The following is a 15,904-nucleotide window of genomic DNA, read 5'->3' as shown; positions in this document are numbered from 1 at the left end:
TTCCATCATCCACCGAACCCGCCGCCCGGCGGGTTCTTCGTTTTCGGAGACCACGAATGAGCCCACCCACTTTGCAAGACGGCATGGTCGTCATGCCGCGCGACGAATTCGAGGATCTGCTCGCGCGCGCCGCCGAGCGCGGCGCGAGGCGCGCCCTGGCCGACGTCGGCCTTGATGGTCCCGAGGCGGCGAACGACATCCGCGAGTTGCGCGGTCTGCTCGAAGCCTTCAACACCGCCAAGCACACTGCGTGGCAGACCGTGGTCCGGCTCGTGACCACCGGCTTCCTCCTGGCCCTGGTCGCCGGCGCCGCCATCAAGCTCAAGGTGTTCGGAGGTGGCCAATGATCGAGACCCTGCTCGGCGGCCTCCTCGGCGGGGCCTTCCGCCTCGCGCCCGAGATCCTCAAGTGGCTGGACCGCAAGGGCGAGCGCGGTCACGAGCTGGCGATGCAGGACAAGGCGCTGGAGTTCGAGAAGCTGCGCGGTGCCCAGCGCATGGCCGAGATCGCCGCCGCCAGCGAGGCCGCCTGGAACAGCGGTGCGGTCGAGGCCTTGCGCGAGGCCGTCGCCGCCCAGGGCCAGCGATCCGGTGTGCGGTGGGCCGACGCGCTCTCCAGCAGCGTGCGGCCGGTCATCACCTACTGGTTCATGACGCTGTACTGCGCGGCCAAGACCGCCGCCTTCGTCGGCGCGGTCGATGCGGGTGTGGAGTGGATTCCGGCCATCCAGGCCGCCTGGACCGAGGCGGACCAGGCGCTGTGGGCCGGCGTGCTGAACTTCTGGTTCCTCGGCCGCGTGTTCGACCGGGTACGGACGTGATCGAAGTACCATCGGCCGCGGTCGACCTGGCCAAGCGCTTCGAGGGCTTCCATCGTGTTCCCAAGCACGATCCGCAGCGCCGCGCCTACCCCTATACTTGCCCGGCAGGGTATTGGACCATCGGCTACGGTCACCTTTGCAAGCCGGACCATCCGCCGATTACCGAGGACGATGGCGAGGCCTATCTGACCCGCGATCTGAGATCCGCGCTCAACGCCACACTGCGGTACTGTCCGGTACTGGCAACCGAATCCGAGGCGCGGCTCGCCGCCATCGTGGATTTCACGTTCAACCTTGGCGCAGGGCGGCTGCAGACCTCGACCCTGCGGCACCGGGTCAACCAGCGGGACTGGCCGAGCGCTGCCAAGGAGCTGCGGCGGTGGGTGTATGGCGCCGGGAAGGTGCTACCGGGACTGGTGGCCCGCCGCGAAGCAGAAGTCCTTCTGCTGGTATCCGGCTGACATCAGACGGTCGACGTCTGGTGGGCCATGCCAGGCGACAGCAGGCCAGCGATTTCCTCAAGTAGAGGCCGCAGTTTCTCATGATCAGATCGATCGATCGCCATATCGATCCGAGACGACCAGTGTCCCTGCCTGTACAAACTTTCCGCACGCTCAAAGATTTCTCTTGCCGCGCGATCTCGGATTTCCTGTGCTGGTGCCGACTCGCGCGACAGATGAGCTGCAAGCGCCGTTCTGAACACCGAAACCTGTTCGTCCCCACCAAGTAGAGCAAATGTAGCGAGCCCGCAAAGACCTCTTTCCAGAATGCCCCATCCTGTTTGATATCTCCCGCCCTTGAACGTCCAGGACAGGAGGCTCTCCCCGATTTCTCTCGCAATTTCATCGCAGCCGCGATTACGCGCGTCTATTGCGGCTTCGAACAACGTCTCCGTCATCTGGAAGTTCTCAACGAACGTGACCGATGCCTTGTCATCGGGAATCCAGGTCAATGTCGCGATCAACCAGCGCGCATGCTTCTGCAGTTCCTCTTGGCTGTGATGGTCGCACGCGGGCGCATTTGACACTGCCAACAGGATTTCCGTCACGCCCGTTATCCAGTGAATCATGTCAAAAGCGAAGTGCGACTTTTCCTGTACGGTGAAGCCGCGCGCGATAAACGAACACGAAATTGTGAGATAAATCGTCCATGACGATTTTGCGCGTGGGGAAACATAATAACCTCATGAGCAACGCATGTGCCGCGTAGATCACGTCCAGCTCCGAATGATCAGTTCACCGCTCGATCCGCGGGATCGCTTACCGCCACCGACTGAGTAACAGAGCTCGGCGTGTTTCGTCGGCAGCCCTTCGAATGCCGCCCGCATCTCTGGGATATCGTTCACCGAGATAACCATCCGTCCCTCGATCGTCCGAGCCAGCTCCGCCATACGGACGTAATTCTCCACCCCGTAACCTTCCGTGCCCCAATAGGGCGGGTCGAGATAGAACAGTGTGTGCGGCCGGTCGTAGCGGCAGATGCATTCCTCCCACGGCAGATGTTCGATGGTGGTTCGTGACAGCCGCAAGTGTGCCGCCAACAGCTCCTCCTCGAGGCGCATGAAGTTAAGCCGGGGACCGGATGTGGTCGACGTGCCGAAGGTCCTGGACTCCACCTTGCCGCCGAACGCCAGCTTCTGCAGATAGAAGAACCGGGCCGCCCGCTGGATGTCGGTTAGTGTTTCCTCGGGCGTGGCGTTCATCCATTCATAGATCTGCCGGGAAGTCAGCGCCCACTTGAACTGGCGGACGAACTCTTCGAGGTGATGCTGCACCACCCGGTACAGGTTGACCAGTTCGCCGTTGATGTCGTTGATGACCTCGCACTTGGCCGGTTCTTTTAGGAAGAACAGCGCCGCCGCGCCACAGAACGGTTCGACGTAGCAGTCGTGCGCAGGGAACAAAGGAAGGATATGCCGCGCGAGCCGGCGCTTACCGCCGATCCAGGGGAAGATAGGTTTCGCATATTGCATAGGACGCAATACTATTTCAGAAACGTTAGAAATCCACTAGGCTTGCCACACCGAGTGGCCATTCGGTGGCAGCCTTGGGTTGGCTTGCAGGTATACGCTGCGGGTCAGCTGGCTGGCCGGGTGCTCCAACACTCGGCCGGCCGCTGTCTTTCATATCTTCAAATCCACATCGATCGACGCCGGTGTTCCGCTGGTTTCAATCTCATCCTTCTTGCTCCAGGACTGGGTATAGATCCGGTTCACCTGGCCGATCAATCCGCCGGCGAACCGTTTGAATGTCTCCACATCCATCGGCACATTGACGTTGGCGTAGTCACGCCAGGCGAATCCTTCCGGCAGCGGCACGCCGGCGCCGATGGCGGCCAGCACTGCGGTCATGTTGGCGATCGACTGCGGATCGGTGGCGAAGGTCGCGCCCTCAAATTCATAACCTTCGGCCAGCAGCTCAGCGCGTCTCGCGTTGACCTGATCCTGCTTTAGCCGCCGCAGCTCCGGCATCGGGAGGGTGGCCCTATAGCGCATGGATCGCCACCGCGTGGTCCAGGCAGGGAAACGCCAGGACGACCAACTCATACCGCCCCGGCACGTCGGCGACGAACTCTAGCGTGCCGCCCTCGACGGCAAACGTATCCCGCACCGGCCCGTACAGCTCGATCGTGCATGGATCGGGCAGTTGGCTTAGCGTGGCGACGTCCTCGCCATTGGCCAGGATGGTCGCCACATCGAGCAGCGTTGCCTGCGGCGGCCGCTCCAATCCGCCCACCGGCCCGATGTAATGGCGGTCCGGATACCAGGCACCCTCGATAACGTGCCGGTCCGGTCCGAGGTAGAGCTGGGCATAGGCATCCGGGATCGATTTCGGCAGCTCCAGGATCCGGCCGGTCGAAGGCTGGTACACAGTCCAATAGATCGCGCTCATGACCGCTTCAGCTCCACGATCGCCAAGCTAGAATTGATGTTCGGTGGGCTGCCGTTGTAGTTCTGGAAGACATGCACCGTGTAATTGAAGGCGGCGGTGGCTGGGGGCGACGAGTCGATCCAGGCGATGGTCTGGGACTTGCCGATTGAACTGACGTTGGTGATGATCCGGTCGGACACATCCACGATGGTCGAGCCGTCCCGTTTGATGGCACTGGCGCCGGTATAGTCGGTGCCCAGATCCATCCACTGTTGCCACGCCAGCAGCAAGAACTTCCCGCGCAGCGAGGCATTGGCCACGGCAGGGATGTTCCAGCTGCTGGTCTGCACCCAGGTGTTGTACGCCGTGGATACCAGGCCCGACGCCCCCTGCAGCACCGATAGCGCATTTAGCGCCAGCTTCAGCGTGCCCAGGGTCGAGTCCGACATAAAACTGTCGACGTTGCCCGAGGTCAGAAGATCCAGCGTCGCATAGGCACCCTGGCCGACGATGGCAGCGGCCGTCTTGTAAGCCGTCACGTCCGACACCACCTGCCACAGCGTGCCGGTCCAGGTCGCCCAGGTCTTATTCGCGGTGTCGAACCAGAGATCCCCCGCCGTGGGCGAAGCCGGCGTCCCCGACTGGATGAATATCTTGTTGCGGGTTGCATCCGCCGGTGGTTTGGTCCCGGTGACATTGTCGTAGGGGACGGTCGGCGCGGCGCTTTCCGGCCCCGGTGCGCTTTGAGACGGGTGCCAGGCGCTGGACTGGCCATAGGTGTCCAGATCGCGGTACCAGCTCGCGCGAGCCGCGATGCTGCCGGTCGGCATGGCGGCGATGGCGGTATAGCCCGCGCCGGGCGTATCGCGTCGCACCAGGAACCCGGTTGCATTTTCCCGGTAGAGTGCGAGCGCCATCTACAGCAGCTCCGAAAATTCCAGGCCGACGGTATGGGCGTTGAGGTACGGATCTTCGATCTCACTGAGTTCGCGCATCCTGCAGAACATGTTGCGCTGGGCCTGATAGGTCGTGTCGTCCGGATCGGCGATCAGGAGATACTCACGGTGGTCGCCCTGCGACCGCATCATCGGCAGCAGCACACCCCAGGCATCGGCATCGGGCAGAAAGTCGAAGCGGGCCCGGAACACCCGCCGCAGCGGCTTGACGTTGAAATCCTCGTAGCCGCTCAGGGACTCGGCCACCTCCGTTTTGCTCTCGATCCGGAGTGAGGCGCCCCATTCGATGTTGTTCTCCGGGCTCGGTTGCCAGCCGGCGCCGATGAATATGCGGCCCATCTCCGGATTCGAAGCCCCCGTCAGCGTCAGCCGCCAATAGCGGGCGACCACGGCCGCGGGCAGCGCTCGCAGATAGCTGGTATCGGCATAGGTCGGCAGCGTGGTCGTGTCGTAGGCGATGCTCGAAAAGTTGCTGACCGCCGAGCCCTCCAGCCGCACCGTGGACGCATTGTGGTCCTTGATGCCGAATGCCCGGATGGCGGCATCCGGCACACCGAGATCGATGTAAATCTGCCCGGTCAGACCGGTCGCGCGCGCCTTGCTGCCGGCGTAACGGTTCTGGAGGTTCGTCAGCGGATAGCTCGCATTCCAGCCGGTCCCGCCCAGGGTAGCGATGTCGATCAGGTTGGCGTAGCCGATCACGATAGGCTGCATGTCATCCCCACAGGATCAGGTCGAGGCGGTTGCGTTGGAAATCCGGCTGGGTCATCACCACTACCTTGGCGCGCCCCGCCGGATAGCCGCATTGATCGGATACCAGGACGACCTCCGAGCCGAGGTCGATCAGGTCCATCCACGCGTCAGGCGCTCCCAGCGTCACCGCAATCGGATCATGGCAGTCGTCGAACCGGGCTCGCCGGCGCGTACCTTCGGCCAGACACTGGCTGATGCCGTTCTGGTAGCTGGTGAGGGTGGTCTTCTCGGCCAAGGGACGGTTCGCTTTGACGGACGGTACCGAGATCACCTGGTCCCGGCTGGCCTTGTCCCACCACTGCGCCCGGGCGGGTTGCTCCTGGGCCTGTCCGGTCAGATTGGCGTTGGGCTGCACCGCGTAGTTCCAGTCGCCCTGCACCGTGACCTCCCACAGCGGCCGCTGGACCGGCCCGACCGGTCCGAATTCCTGGATGTGCTCGTCGGTGATGGTCGCCACCGGATTCCCTGCCGGGCCGTCGAAGCGGCGGACCCGGAACCGGTTCAGGTTGTCGAATCCCCACCAGGCGCCGACCGAAATGCAGATCCGGTCCAGCACGCCGGCGATGGTTTCGCCGTCCCCCACCAGGATGCCGAGTGAGCCGGCATTCGCCGCATCGAGGTCGAGGAAATCCTGCTCGACCCAGTCGGCGGCGGTGTAGCCCAGTGACTGCAGTATCCGCTTGAGGATCCCGGCCGCGGAGATCTGGGTGTAATCCCACTTCTCCGCCGCGCAGACCGCCAGGGTCCGGAACGGCTCGCGCTCCAGCTTGATGTAAGTCGGTCCCGCCTTATAGATGTTGTAGCCCCCGGCACCGACCGTGGATGATTTGAAGGCCGACAGGCTGGTGTATTCCGTGCCGCGGGTGAGGAAAGTCCCACCGTCGAAGACGTTGACGATGTCGTCGAAGGCAGAGGTGCTGATTTCGTAGATCTGCAGCGACGTGTTCACGCACGGCGGCGTGATCGCCGCCAGCCGGCCGAAGCCGAGCGGACGCTGCTTGCCCTTTTGATCGTCCGGGGTGCCGTCCAGTCCGTCGGGCAGGACGTTGGTGCCGCCGTAGGAGAGGGTCTGCAGCGGCGTCTTCAGGGTTTCCTCACGGCCGCGCAGGCGGATCGCCACCCGGTTGGGTTCGAAGCTGGCGGTTTCGACGGTGGCCTTGAGCCGGGTCGTGAAGCTGGCGTAGGGCGCCCCGGCTTCTCCGACCTTTAGCGTCAATTCGTAACCGCCGAAGTAGTAATCGCGCAAGGCCTTGAGCTGCCCGCTGGCATTGACCAGGGTCAACGCCCCGTAGCTGGCCGACACATGGCCGCCCACCACGTCGGTGGGGATCTCCCGGCGCAGCGTGGCCGGTTGCTGGATCAGGGGCTCGTACAAGATTCCGCCGTTGTCGTAGCCATCCGCCCCCGAGCTGTAGCGCAAGGTGCGGATACCCGGCAATGTTGGGTCGTAGCAGGTGATCTCGGCGAGGTAGATGCGCTGGGACGCGGGCGGGATGAAGACTCGGCCGACACTGAGGTCGGCCGATGCGGCGGCGCTGGCGGCCAGGCTGCCAGCCAGCCGGATCGACGTCGTGAGGCTCGCCGAGGCCGAGGCCACCGAGGACATCGCACCGGCCGGCGCGATCTGCGTGGACAGGCCAGCAGCAGCCGTTGCCACGCTGGCGGAATCTCCCGCCAGCGGGATCTGCGTGGTCAGGTTGCCGGACAATGTGGCGATCCCGGCCGCATTGCCAGAGAGGGCAATCCCCGTGCTTAAATCCGCCGATGCACTGGCCTGGGCCTGGATCGCCCCGTCCAGCACGACGGAGAAATAGGCTGCGGCTGCGGCCGCGGCGGTGGCGGCGCCCTGCAATGCGATGCCCGTGGTCAGGTCGCCCGCCAGTGTGGCGCTGGCCGCCAAATCGCCACTGAGAGCAATCGTAGTGGTCAGATCGGCAGCGGCCGTCGCGACCGCGGCGGCATCGGACGCTAAATTGATCTGTGGTGTGTAGTAGACCGTGATCCGTACAGCATCAACCGACGCGGTCCGGACAAATGTGCTATTCGTCGCGATGGCAGCGCCGAAACTGGCTGCATTGATGTCGGCTGCCGTCCAGGTCTCGCCCCACAGATCGGACGAACCGCCGTAACTGGCGAACGCGTCCGTCGTCGGCCAATCCGTCGTAACGGATTTGTCCGTCGCGCCGACGGTGCCCGCTTTGACGATGCGGACCGCTTTGTCTTTGACGGTTGACCCGGAGGCTTTCCTCTCCCACTCAACAACGATGCCTTCGATGACTGCCCCGGTGGGGATCGAAAATCCGAACCCCGTGGCTTTTAGATACTGGGTCCCGTTCGAATAGGCTGTTGAGTACGAGTCGTCGCCCGCGCCGGCGTTGCCCGGATTGCTCCAGACATTACCCGCCAGCGCGCTATCGCTGACCGCGGTGGACGCGTAATTAGGGCCTGCCGTTGCCACTGCGGTTCCTATCCCTGATGCGGCCGGCGCTTAGTTGTCGATCTGGACCGTCAGAGCGCCCGCCGCAAACGTCGGGGCGGGATCGCCGTTGTTGACGGTCTTGGCCGCGCTGAGCGCACCCCAGACCAGTAGATTGCCGGCAGCGGCCGCATCGAAAATACCGAAGTGGGTGATCGAACCCCAGTTTGCGGTCGGCGCGGGAAACGCGATCGTAGCCGCGTTGCTGATCGTGCCGCCGGTGCCGGAGCTGGCGCCGGTGGTATTGCCGTGGGTGCCGTTCCAGGCCGTCAGCCCGGAGGTGACGGCAACCCGAGCATACGAACCGCCGGCCACCTCTGTGCCTCCACCGGTATCGCTGGGCGCGGCGGTTAACAGTGCGATGTAGAGCGTTGCCGGCGGGGCATACGCTGTGGCCCGGAACAGGTCGTCGAGCAATTTGTTTTCGAGGTAGTTGGATAAAGCGGTCATGGTTGTCTCCTAGCTAGGATTACGAGGCATAACGGGACCGGCGCTCCATCTCGTCCAGGTGCGCCAGCATTTGGTTCATCACTATGAGCAACTGCGAGAATCCCGCGCTCTGCACGTTGACCCCAGCTTTCGATTCGCGCCGGATCGATTCCAGTGCTTCTTTCAATCCCTTGAGTTCGGTGCCGGATTGGTTGGCTTCGATGCGGCTGAGGCGCTCTTCGATCTGGGCGGTTTGGCGGGATGGGGTGGACCTGGTCGGCGGCTGGTGGCCGACGAAGGGCATGTCGATCGCGGGCGAACTGGCCGCCGGCTTGAGCATCAGGCTCTGGACGGCCGAGGCGGCGTTCGACCAGGTCGGCGGTAGGTCGAGGATGTTGGCGTAGGCGCCGTGGGCGTCGTTCGCCGCCGAGAACATCGACAGCAGCTGACGTGGATCGAACGGCAGGCCGCCGAGCAGCTGCTGGATCTGGTCGATGGTCTTCGCGGCAGAGCCGCTCCCACGGATTGCAGAGTCGCCCCCGCTGACGGCGGCGAGGATGCGCGCGGTTTCGTCTGCGGTGTGGACGTAGCCGGGGCGGTTGAAATTGATGAGCTCAGGGCCGAGTTCGCCGACGAGAGCGAGCCCGCCGCGATAATGGCCGCCGGCGGCATGATGCGGGAGGGGATCGCCCGAGCCGCCCGCAGTCGGGGCCGTCGGCTCGTACACGCCGGGGTCAGGATCAGGGGGCGCGGTGACGTTGACGCCCTGGCTGCGCAGCCATTCGACCAGTGACCCGATGGCGGCCGTGTTGGCGCCGACGACACCCGCGAGCGAGTCGAGGAACGTCTGGTATTGCCGCTGAGCCGTCTCATAGGCTTTCGCCAGATTCTGATCAAGCGTTTGTAGCTCTTTGACGGTTTCGGCCTTAAGTGCTTGCACGTCCGGCCTTGAATCCAGATCCTGCGCGGCTTTGATCTGTTCGTCGGCTTTCGTGCGGATTGCTTGTATCTGGGATTCGGCGGTCGCCCTGAGTCCAGATACGATGTCCTCGGAGGCCGTGCGCTGACTGGCGAGATAGTCTTGGGATGCCTGCTGAGCCGCCTTGATCTGCTCTTGAACCAGTCGCTGAGCTTCTTTGTTTTCTTGGGCTTGCTGCTTGCGCAGCTCTTTGAGCTGGGACTCGACGCTGTCTGGGCTGGTGACGTTCGTATTGCCAATCCGAGTCGCGTCGGACTGGATTCGGTTATAGGCCTCAGCGTAGCCGGGGCCGGAGCCATAGTAGTCCTTGGCTGCCTGGCGGTAAGCCTCGGCATCTTGCTGATACCGGGCCGCCGCTTCGGCATCCGTTGGCGCTTTCGCCGCCGTCGCTTCGTACTGCGCCTTGGCCGCTTCCAGCCGGGCCTTCGGGGACAGCGGTGAATCCGCCGACGTCATCAAGCTCTTGGCGTAGTCGGCGATTCCCTTGATCGCGCTCTTGAGCTGGTTCGCTACCTGGAGCTGCTCGTTCAATGCATCCAGCGCGGCCTGTTGGGCCTCCTGTCGGATCTCAGCAGCAACGTCCGCGGCCTCTTGGATCGCGGACGTCTGGGCTTCGAGCCTTTTGCTTTCCGCCTCGGTGATCGCCGCCAGTCGATCGTTTTCGGCTTGGATGGCCGCGTTGAGCGTGGTGTTGACCGCGTCGATCTCGGCTTGCATGCGGGTCTGGATCGCCTGCACCTCCGCCTGGACCGCTTGTTGGATCAGTGCCAGCTCGGCCTGGTACCGGGCCATCACGGCAGCCTGCACGCCTTGAATCAGCGCGATTTCCCTGCTGATGTCGGTACCGCCGCCGGCACGGTAATCGGCGAGCTTCTGCTTGGCCTTGTCGACGTTCTGCCCCGCCAGGTCGGCGACGGCCTGGGGCCCGCGGAGCTCGGCGATCTGCTGGGCGATAGACTGACGAGCCTGCTCGATGCCGGACGTCATCTGCTCCCAGAGGTTTTTCATCGACTGGGCGAGCGCGGCGCCGACCTGGTCCATGCCGACGCCGAGGGTCTTGGCGTCCTCGTACAGACCCTTGAACTGATCGCGCAGCCCATTGAACGCGATCGTGTTGGTATCGAGCACGCCGGCCATTTGCTCCAGGCCGTGGACGAAGTCGTCCTTGAGTTTCTTTTTCGCCGACTCCGTGGCCTTGTCCACATCTTCGACGGATTTGCCCAGGGCAATGGCGTCCTCGCGTAAGGTCTTGGCCTGGTCATCGATGGCCTTGAGCGCTGCGGCAGCGCCGGACACGCTCTCGCCCGCGAACTGTTTCAGCGTGTCGTCGAACTGGTCCTTGAGTTTCTGCTTTGCCTTCTCCGTCGCCCGGTCGACGTCCTCCACCGACTTACCCAGGGCAATCGCGTCCTCGCGAAACGCTTTGGCTTGGTCGTCGATCGCCTTGAGCGCTGCGGCAGCGCCGGACACACTCTCGCCCGCGAACTGTTTCAGCGCATCGTCGAACTGGCCATTGAGGGCATCGGTGGCAGCCTTCTGGTATTGGTTCAGCTCGTCGACGCTGATGCCCAACTCGTTCGCGCCGTCGCGCGCCCAGCTGAAATAGTCGGTGATCTCTTTCAGCTTCGCCGCGAATTGGGACGCGCCCTGCCCAGCATAGGCCTGGGCTTGATCGAGCACCTCCTGTTTCTGCTGCTCCTTGCGCTGCTGCTTTGCCGCATCGATATCCACCTGACCGATACCCAAGGCGTCGAGCGAATCGCGCCCGTTCTCCAGTCGCTTGATTTCCTTGGCCAGCTTCTTGGGATTCTTGATTGATGCCTTGGCTTCGTCGATCTGCTTCTGCCAATAGGCGTCCCAACCCGTCTGCCACTGCTTCAACATCTCCGGATTGCCGGCAAGATCAGGGTTGTCTAGTTGCTTGAGCAGCCCTTTGGCTTCTTTCTTGTCGGCGCCGGTGAGCGACACGAAATCGCCGTAATTCAGCAGGTTTTTGCCCCGCTGAGCCTCTGCTTTGTTCTGCTTTGCGAGTTCGGCGACGTTGTTGCGCTGGTCCTGGGCGATCTGGTCGAAGCTCTGCATGTCGTTGAAGACTTTCGAGCCGATCGATTGCGGCTTGCCGAGCAGCTGATTGACGCGGTCCTGCGTGTTGTATTCCGCCGCCTTCAGGAATTGGTCGACCTTCTTGTGCACGTCGTCGACCGACACCCCGAATTTCTTGGCGATGTCCTCCATCTGCTGGAACGACTGCACCAGCTTGGCGAACGCATCCGTGTTTGGCGTCAGCTCGCCGAGGAAGGTGCGCAGCGCGCCGGCCTCCTTCATATTGCCGAAGAAGGTCTCGGCGCTGCCGCCGGACAGGTCCAGGGATTTGCCGATCACTTTGAAGGAGGAAGCGCCGGCCGCATATTTGCGCACCTCCTCCGCGGCCTTGATGTTGTCGCCGAACGCTTGGAGGTCGCCGGACAGCATCACCACCGCTTTCGTCAGCGGGTCGGCCATCTGGCTCGTGACGGCCGGTTGCTGAAACAGTCGCATGACGCCGATGCTGACCGCCTGGGCCATGTATTTGTTGGCCTCGGAATCTGCCTTCATCCGGGCGGAATAGAGCCCAGGAATCTGCATGCCGAAATAGCCTTCATGCTGGCGCATGTTGAGATTGAAGGCGGGCAGCTGGACGGCCAGCGTCTTTTCGAGATCCGTCAAAGGCTGGAACAGCTTGGTGGCGAAATTCCCCAGAAAGGCCAGATTGCCGCCATTGCGCTCGGCCTGTTTGTTCAAGGTCCAGCTATCGTTCTGCCAGGAATACTGGGCCGTGGCGTCTGGCTGCCCCTTTTTGATTGAGGACATGACTGCGGCGACGACGGCGGCGACGACGACCCCGATGCCGGTGGACGACAAGGCCGTCAGCAGCGTGCTTTCGGCGACCGTGGCGCCGAGCATCCCGCCGGTGGCGGCGGCATAGCCTGCCACCCCGCCCACGGCGCCACCCACCATGCCGCCCTCGCGGCCGTAGGTATATTTCCCGCCAATCGCGTTGCCGATCATGTATCCGGTGCCGAGACCGCCTATGCCCGCACCGGCATAGCCGAGCGCGGTGCTGGCCCAGCCGGGGCCGCCCAGCCAACTGCCCGCCGTACCTGCCGCCCGTGTCCCGGCGCCGGCGGCATCCACGATGGCCACCGGCATGGCCTTGCCGCCACCGGTCGAAACGAACATATCGCCGACGTTGGCCCAGTTCGCAACGGCCGCCCCGGTATTGACGATCCCACCCACCGAGGGCGCGGCTGTGGCTCCCGAGCCACCGAACCAGCTGCCGACGGAGCCTATCAGCCCGCCAATGGAGCCGGCCCCCGACGAGCCTCCGGTGAAAAACTGCGTCACGGCGCTCTGCATCAGCTGCGACGCCATCTGCTGCAGCATCCGGCTGAACTGCTGCCCCATATTCGCCGTGGCGGACCCGAACGGGTCGAAAAACATCGAGGTGAAGATGCCCATCATGTTCTGAGCGATGCCGCCCAAATCGGACAGCATGGACTGACCGGTCTGGGTCATCTCGCCCATCATGTGATTGGCGGCTTCGGTGTGGGCCATGGCGGCCGCCGTGGCTGCGGCCTCTTCCTCGCCCATGCCCTGGGTCACGTCATAGACCGCGCTCAGGTAGGACCTCATCCGGGCCAGCGCTTCCGGCCCGTAACCGGCTTCGTGTGCAGCTTGGAGCTGGGCCAGGATCGCGAGCTGTTTCTGTTCTTCGTCCTGGGCACTTTGCAGGGCCTGGGCGTTCGTCTCTGCTTTCCGCCGGATCGCCTCGGCGATGTCGTTCTGGGTTTTGATCTCGAGCTGCTTGATCCGCTCGGCGCCTTCGTAGGCCTGGCGTTCTTCGACCAGCTGCTTGGCCAGCTTGGCGCGCTCGTCGGACTCTTTGCCGATCAAGCCGATCGAGGCCTTGCGCGCGGCTTGTTCGGCTTCGCTTGCGCCGGTGGTGTCCTGTATGTTCTGGAGCTGGTCTTTCAGTGATTGGATGAACTTGTCGCTGGCTTCGATCGCGTTCTGGTGCTCAGTCGCCGCCTTCTTGACCGCGCTGGCTTCCTCGGAGATGGCCTTTGTATGGGCCTTCTTGGTCTCCTCGGCCGATTTCTCCACAGCGATCGTTTCGAGGACTTTTTTCTTATACGCCTCGGTTTCCTGGGCATTGAACCCGAGCTGCTTGGCCCGCGATTCCGCCCACTTCCCCCAATCCTGTTTGGCTTTCGCCTGGCGCTGGTCAAGGTCGTCCATGGAGCCGGCAAACTTTTTGGTTTGCTGGCTGGACTGATCCATCGCTGCGCCAGCCTTGGTGACAGTGACCGAGAGGTCACCTATCGCCTGCTTGGCTTGGTCGGCCTTGGCCTTGAGATCGACGCCGATGATTTTGGTGGGGTCGGTGGTATTCAGCGCGCCGGCATTGCCCTGACTGCGGATCCGCAGCGCCTCGTCGTTGGCCGCGATCATGTTGGCGCGCCAAGCCGACAGGGCTTCCGCGCCGGCGAGGACAGCAAAGGTGGCGGCGCCGATCGGCCCGCCGAGCGCACCGACCGCCCGGCTGAACAGCAGCGTGCCATTGGCGGCCGCCGCGGCCTCCGCCACATAGGCGGTCATCGCGGTCACTGCCTTGACACCGATGGCGACCGCCACCACTTCACCGGCCCGGACTGCGCCGTCGGCGATCTGGTCGAAGTGGGTGGCCACTCCACTGATGGCATTGGCCACGTCCCGGCTGGCGCCGGCCGCCTGGTCGGCTTTGCCGATGTAGCGCTCCCAGGCGTTTTCGATCTGCTGCACCGCACCGCCGATGGTGTTGGGCATCGTCGCGGCTTCGGCCTTGAGCCGTTCGGAGGCAGCGATGATGGCGTCGAACAGCTGCGTGTTGCTGATCAGCCCGTCCGACATCTTTTGCTTGAGGTCGCCCATGCTGCCGCCCAATTGCTTGGCGACGGCATCGACCAGACGCATATTGGTGTCGGCGAGCTGGCCGAAGTCCTCCCACTGCACCGTGGATGAGGCTAGGGACTGGGAGAGCTGGGTAATGGTGGAGGATTGTTCGGCCGCGGTGGCGCCGGAGGTCTTCAGGCTGGCGCTGACCGCTTCGACGACCTTGACGAGGTCGGACTGGCTCTTGCCTGCATCGCGCGCCGCGGGGGCGATGCGGGAGTACAGCCTGGCGTTGTCGTCGAGGGCGGTGCTGTGGCGCTGCGAGATGGCAAACACCTGCGCCTGCGCCTTGGCATACTCCAGTTCGCTTTGGGTGGCGAGCCGGAGCCGGGCGGATAGGTTGGCGTAGCGGTCGGCCACATCGGCCAGTTCCCGACCAGCGCCGAACGCCGCCTGGGCGGTGACGAATTCGAGAAACTGGCGCTTGGCCGTCGCCAGCTGCGTGCTGATGGAATCCAGGCCCTGGCGGGTCTTGCCGTAAGCCGCGTCGATCCGGCCAGCGGATTCGCTGGCGGCAGAGCCAACGCGCTTGAAGCCGTTCTCGACTTCGGCGATGCCGGTTTCGACTTTCTTGTATGATGCATCGATACGGCTGGCGGATTCGCTGGCGGCGGCGCCGATGCGCTTGAATCCGCTTTCGACCTTCTCAACCCCGACCAGCGCTCCTTTCTCGTCGAGATTGAGTTTGATGCCAACTACGATAGGGCCGGCCATATGTCCTTAATCAGTCTGATGGTGCTGGGCTTTCTAGTGTTCGCGCTGGGATTCCTCAAATACGGCGCCGCCATGGTGTGGGCCGGTATCGCCGTTTTCGTCCTGGCTTGCCTGACCTCCGCCGGGCGGTTATTCCTCAGCCGCTGACTCCGCCACCGGCGGATGGAACACGGCCAAGGCCGCCGCTTCCATGACCTGGATGCCGGCGAAGATTTCATCCGCCCTTGCGCCTCGATGGCCACGGCAGCGGATCACGACGTTTACCTCCGAGGGGAATAGCCCTTCCCAGATCACTGGGCCTCCCATCGGTGGATAGTGCCGGCGCCATAATGTCCTGCAGGCAAGGAACGCCATGACCGTGTCCCAGTTGTCCTCCATGACATAGAAGTCGGCATCCGCCGGCGTTGTATCGTCATCCGCTTGTGTCAGACCGAACGCCTCCAGGTCGGCCTGGAGCGCGTGATCGGGTTGTTCGCCGCTCCGCGCCCAGTACTCGGCGGCCTCGATCAGTTTCCCAGCGCGGCCCCGCCCCGGTTGGCCTTCTGGAATTCCTCCGTGATCTTGTCGTAGGCTTTCGGCACGGCATTCAGCAGGGCGCGGACGTTATCGAAGGTGAATGCCGCGTCGGTACCGTCGTCCGCCTGAACCTCCTTCCACCCGGCCGCCAGGCGCAGGACGTGGTTGGCGTGCATGTCCAGCACCGCGGCGGTCAGCGCCGGCCCGCTGAGTTCTTCCAGCAGCTTGGCGTCTTCCCCCAGGGCAGCGTAGGCGGCGCCGATCTCCTCCACGGTCATGCGGTGGTACAGCATGGTGATCTGGTGATTGATGGGCGTGCCGGCCTCGTTGCAGACCGGCAGCATCACTTTGCGTTGGATGGGTTTGCTTAACGCTTCCTGGGTACCGAGCTTGAATGCCATCTGATTGCCTTTGGTATGG

At 63.6% G+C, this 15,904-nt stretch carries 15 protein-coding genes; 4 read left to right on the top strand and 11 right to left on the bottom strand.

Translation table 11 applies throughout. The features are described from left to right. Window positions 1–56: 56 nt before the first annotated feature. Genes N4J17_RS04755 through N4J17_RS04745 form a run of 3 tightly spaced genes read left to right on the top strand, consistent with a single transcriptional unit; the run spans window position 57 to window position 1,281 of the window. Window positions 57–347, top strand: coding sequence for a DUF6127 family protein (locus tag N4J17_RS04755; RefSeq protein ID WP_277458460.1), 291 nt, complete (start codon window positions 57–59; stop codon window positions 345–347). Continuing rightward, on the top strand, window positions 344–820 hold the full coding sequence (locus tag N4J17_RS04750; protein WP_277458462.1) for a hypothetical protein: 477 nt from the start codon (window positions 344–346) through the stop codon (window positions 818–820). Before N4J17_RS04755 ends, N4J17_RS04750 begins: the two co-directional genes overlap by 4 nt. Continuing rightward, window positions 817–1,281 carry a lysozyme gene (locus tag N4J17_RS04745; protein WP_277458463.1) on the top strand — a complete coding sequence of 155 codons (465 nt, stop codon included), beginning with the start codon at window positions 817–819 and terminating at the stop codon, window positions 1,279–1,281. The genes N4J17_RS04750 and N4J17_RS04745 overlap by 4 nt, the downstream gene beginning before the upstream one ends. Window positions 1,282–1,283: 2 nt before the next feature. Here N4J17_RS04745 and N4J17_RS04740 read toward each other — a convergent pair whose 3' ends face one another. From N4J17_RS04740 to N4J17_RS04700, 9 genes are all read right to left on the bottom strand, one after another. After that, window positions 1,284–1,868: a hypothetical protein gene (locus N4J17_RS04740; protein ID WP_277458464.1), complete on the bottom strand. Its 585-nt coding sequence runs from the start codon at window positions 1,866–1,868 to the stop codon at window positions 1,284–1,286. Window positions 1,869–2,030: 162 nt separating this feature from the next. Further along, window positions 2,031–2,792, bottom strand: a complete 762-nt coding sequence (locus N4J17_RS04735; RefSeq protein ID WP_198321723.1) for a DNA adenine methylase — start codon at window positions 2,790–2,792, stop codon at window positions 2,031–2,033. Between the two features lie 150 nt (window positions 2,793–2,942). Then, the gene (locus N4J17_RS04730; protein ID WP_198321722.1) at window positions 2,943–3,314 is read right to left on the bottom strand and encodes a DUF4376 domain-containing protein; all 372 of its coding nucleotides are present in this window, start codon (window positions 3,312–3,314) and stop codon (window positions 2,943–2,945) included. Beyond that, a complete protein-coding gene (locus N4J17_RS04725; RefSeq protein WP_198321721.1) occupies window positions 3,304–3,711 on the bottom strand; it encodes a hypothetical protein in 408 nt (135 codons plus the stop codon). Before N4J17_RS04725 ends, N4J17_RS04730 begins: the two co-directional genes overlap by 11 nt. Beyond that, the gene (locus tag N4J17_RS04720) at window positions 3,708–4,607 is read right to left on the bottom strand and encodes a hypothetical protein (RefSeq protein ID WP_338457591.1); all 900 of its coding nucleotides are present in this window, start codon (window positions 4,605–4,607) and stop codon (window positions 3,708–3,710) included. Before N4J17_RS04720 ends, N4J17_RS04725 begins: the two co-directional genes overlap by 4 nt. Next, the gene (locus tag N4J17_RS04715; RefSeq protein WP_198321719.1) at window positions 4,608–5,360 is read right to left on the bottom strand and encodes a hypothetical protein; all 753 of its coding nucleotides are present in this window, start codon (window positions 5,358–5,360) and stop codon (window positions 4,608–4,610) included. Window position 5,361: 1 nt separating this feature from the next. After that, entirely contained in the window at window positions 5,362–7,857 is a 2,496-nt protein-coding gene (locus N4J17_RS04710) for a hypothetical protein (protein WP_198321718.1), read from the bottom strand. Window positions 7,858–7,887: 30 nt separating this feature from the next. After that, complete coding sequence (locus N4J17_RS04705; RefSeq protein WP_198321717.1) at window positions 7,888–8,325, bottom strand: phage tail fiber protein; 438 nt, start codon at window positions 8,323–8,325, stop codon at window positions 7,888–7,890. 19 nt (window positions 8,326–8,344) lie between these two features. After that, complete coding sequence (locus N4J17_RS04700) at window positions 8,345–14,968, bottom strand: tape measure protein (protein ID WP_232470214.1); 6,624 nt, start codon at window positions 14,966–14,968, stop codon at window positions 8,345–8,347. Here N4J17_RS04700 and N4J17_RS04695 point away from each other — a divergent pair, their 5' ends adjacent. Beyond that, window positions 14,969–15,115: a hypothetical protein gene (locus tag N4J17_RS04695; RefSeq protein ID WP_198321715.1), complete on the top strand. Its 147-nt coding sequence runs from the start codon at window positions 14,969–14,971 to the stop codon at window positions 15,113–15,115. Here N4J17_RS04695 and N4J17_RS04690 read toward each other — a convergent pair. Together N4J17_RS04690 and N4J17_RS04685 are read right to left on the bottom strand one after the other, a co-directional pair. Beyond that, window positions 15,098–15,346, bottom strand: coding sequence for a DUF1799 domain-containing protein (locus N4J17_RS04690; protein ID WP_198321714.1), 249 nt, complete (start codon window positions 15,344–15,346; stop codon window positions 15,098–15,100). The two genes, N4J17_RS04695 and N4J17_RS04690, sit on opposite strands and share 18 nt — an antisense overlap. A 128-nt stretch (window positions 15,347–15,474) precedes the next feature. Then, a complete protein-coding gene (locus N4J17_RS04685; RefSeq protein ID WP_198321713.1) occupies window positions 15,475–15,885 on the bottom strand; it encodes a phage tail assembly chaperone in 411 nt (136 codons plus the stop codon). Window positions 15,886–15,904: the final 19 nt, after the last annotated feature.

It is taken from the genome of Methylococcus capsulatus, assembly GCF_036864975.1.
GTDB lineage: Bacteria > Pseudomonadota > Gammaproteobacteria > Methylococcales > Methylococcaceae > Methylococcus.
Note: the sequence above shows the minus strand (reverse complement) of the source record. Positions and strands in the feature narration are given on the sequence as shown.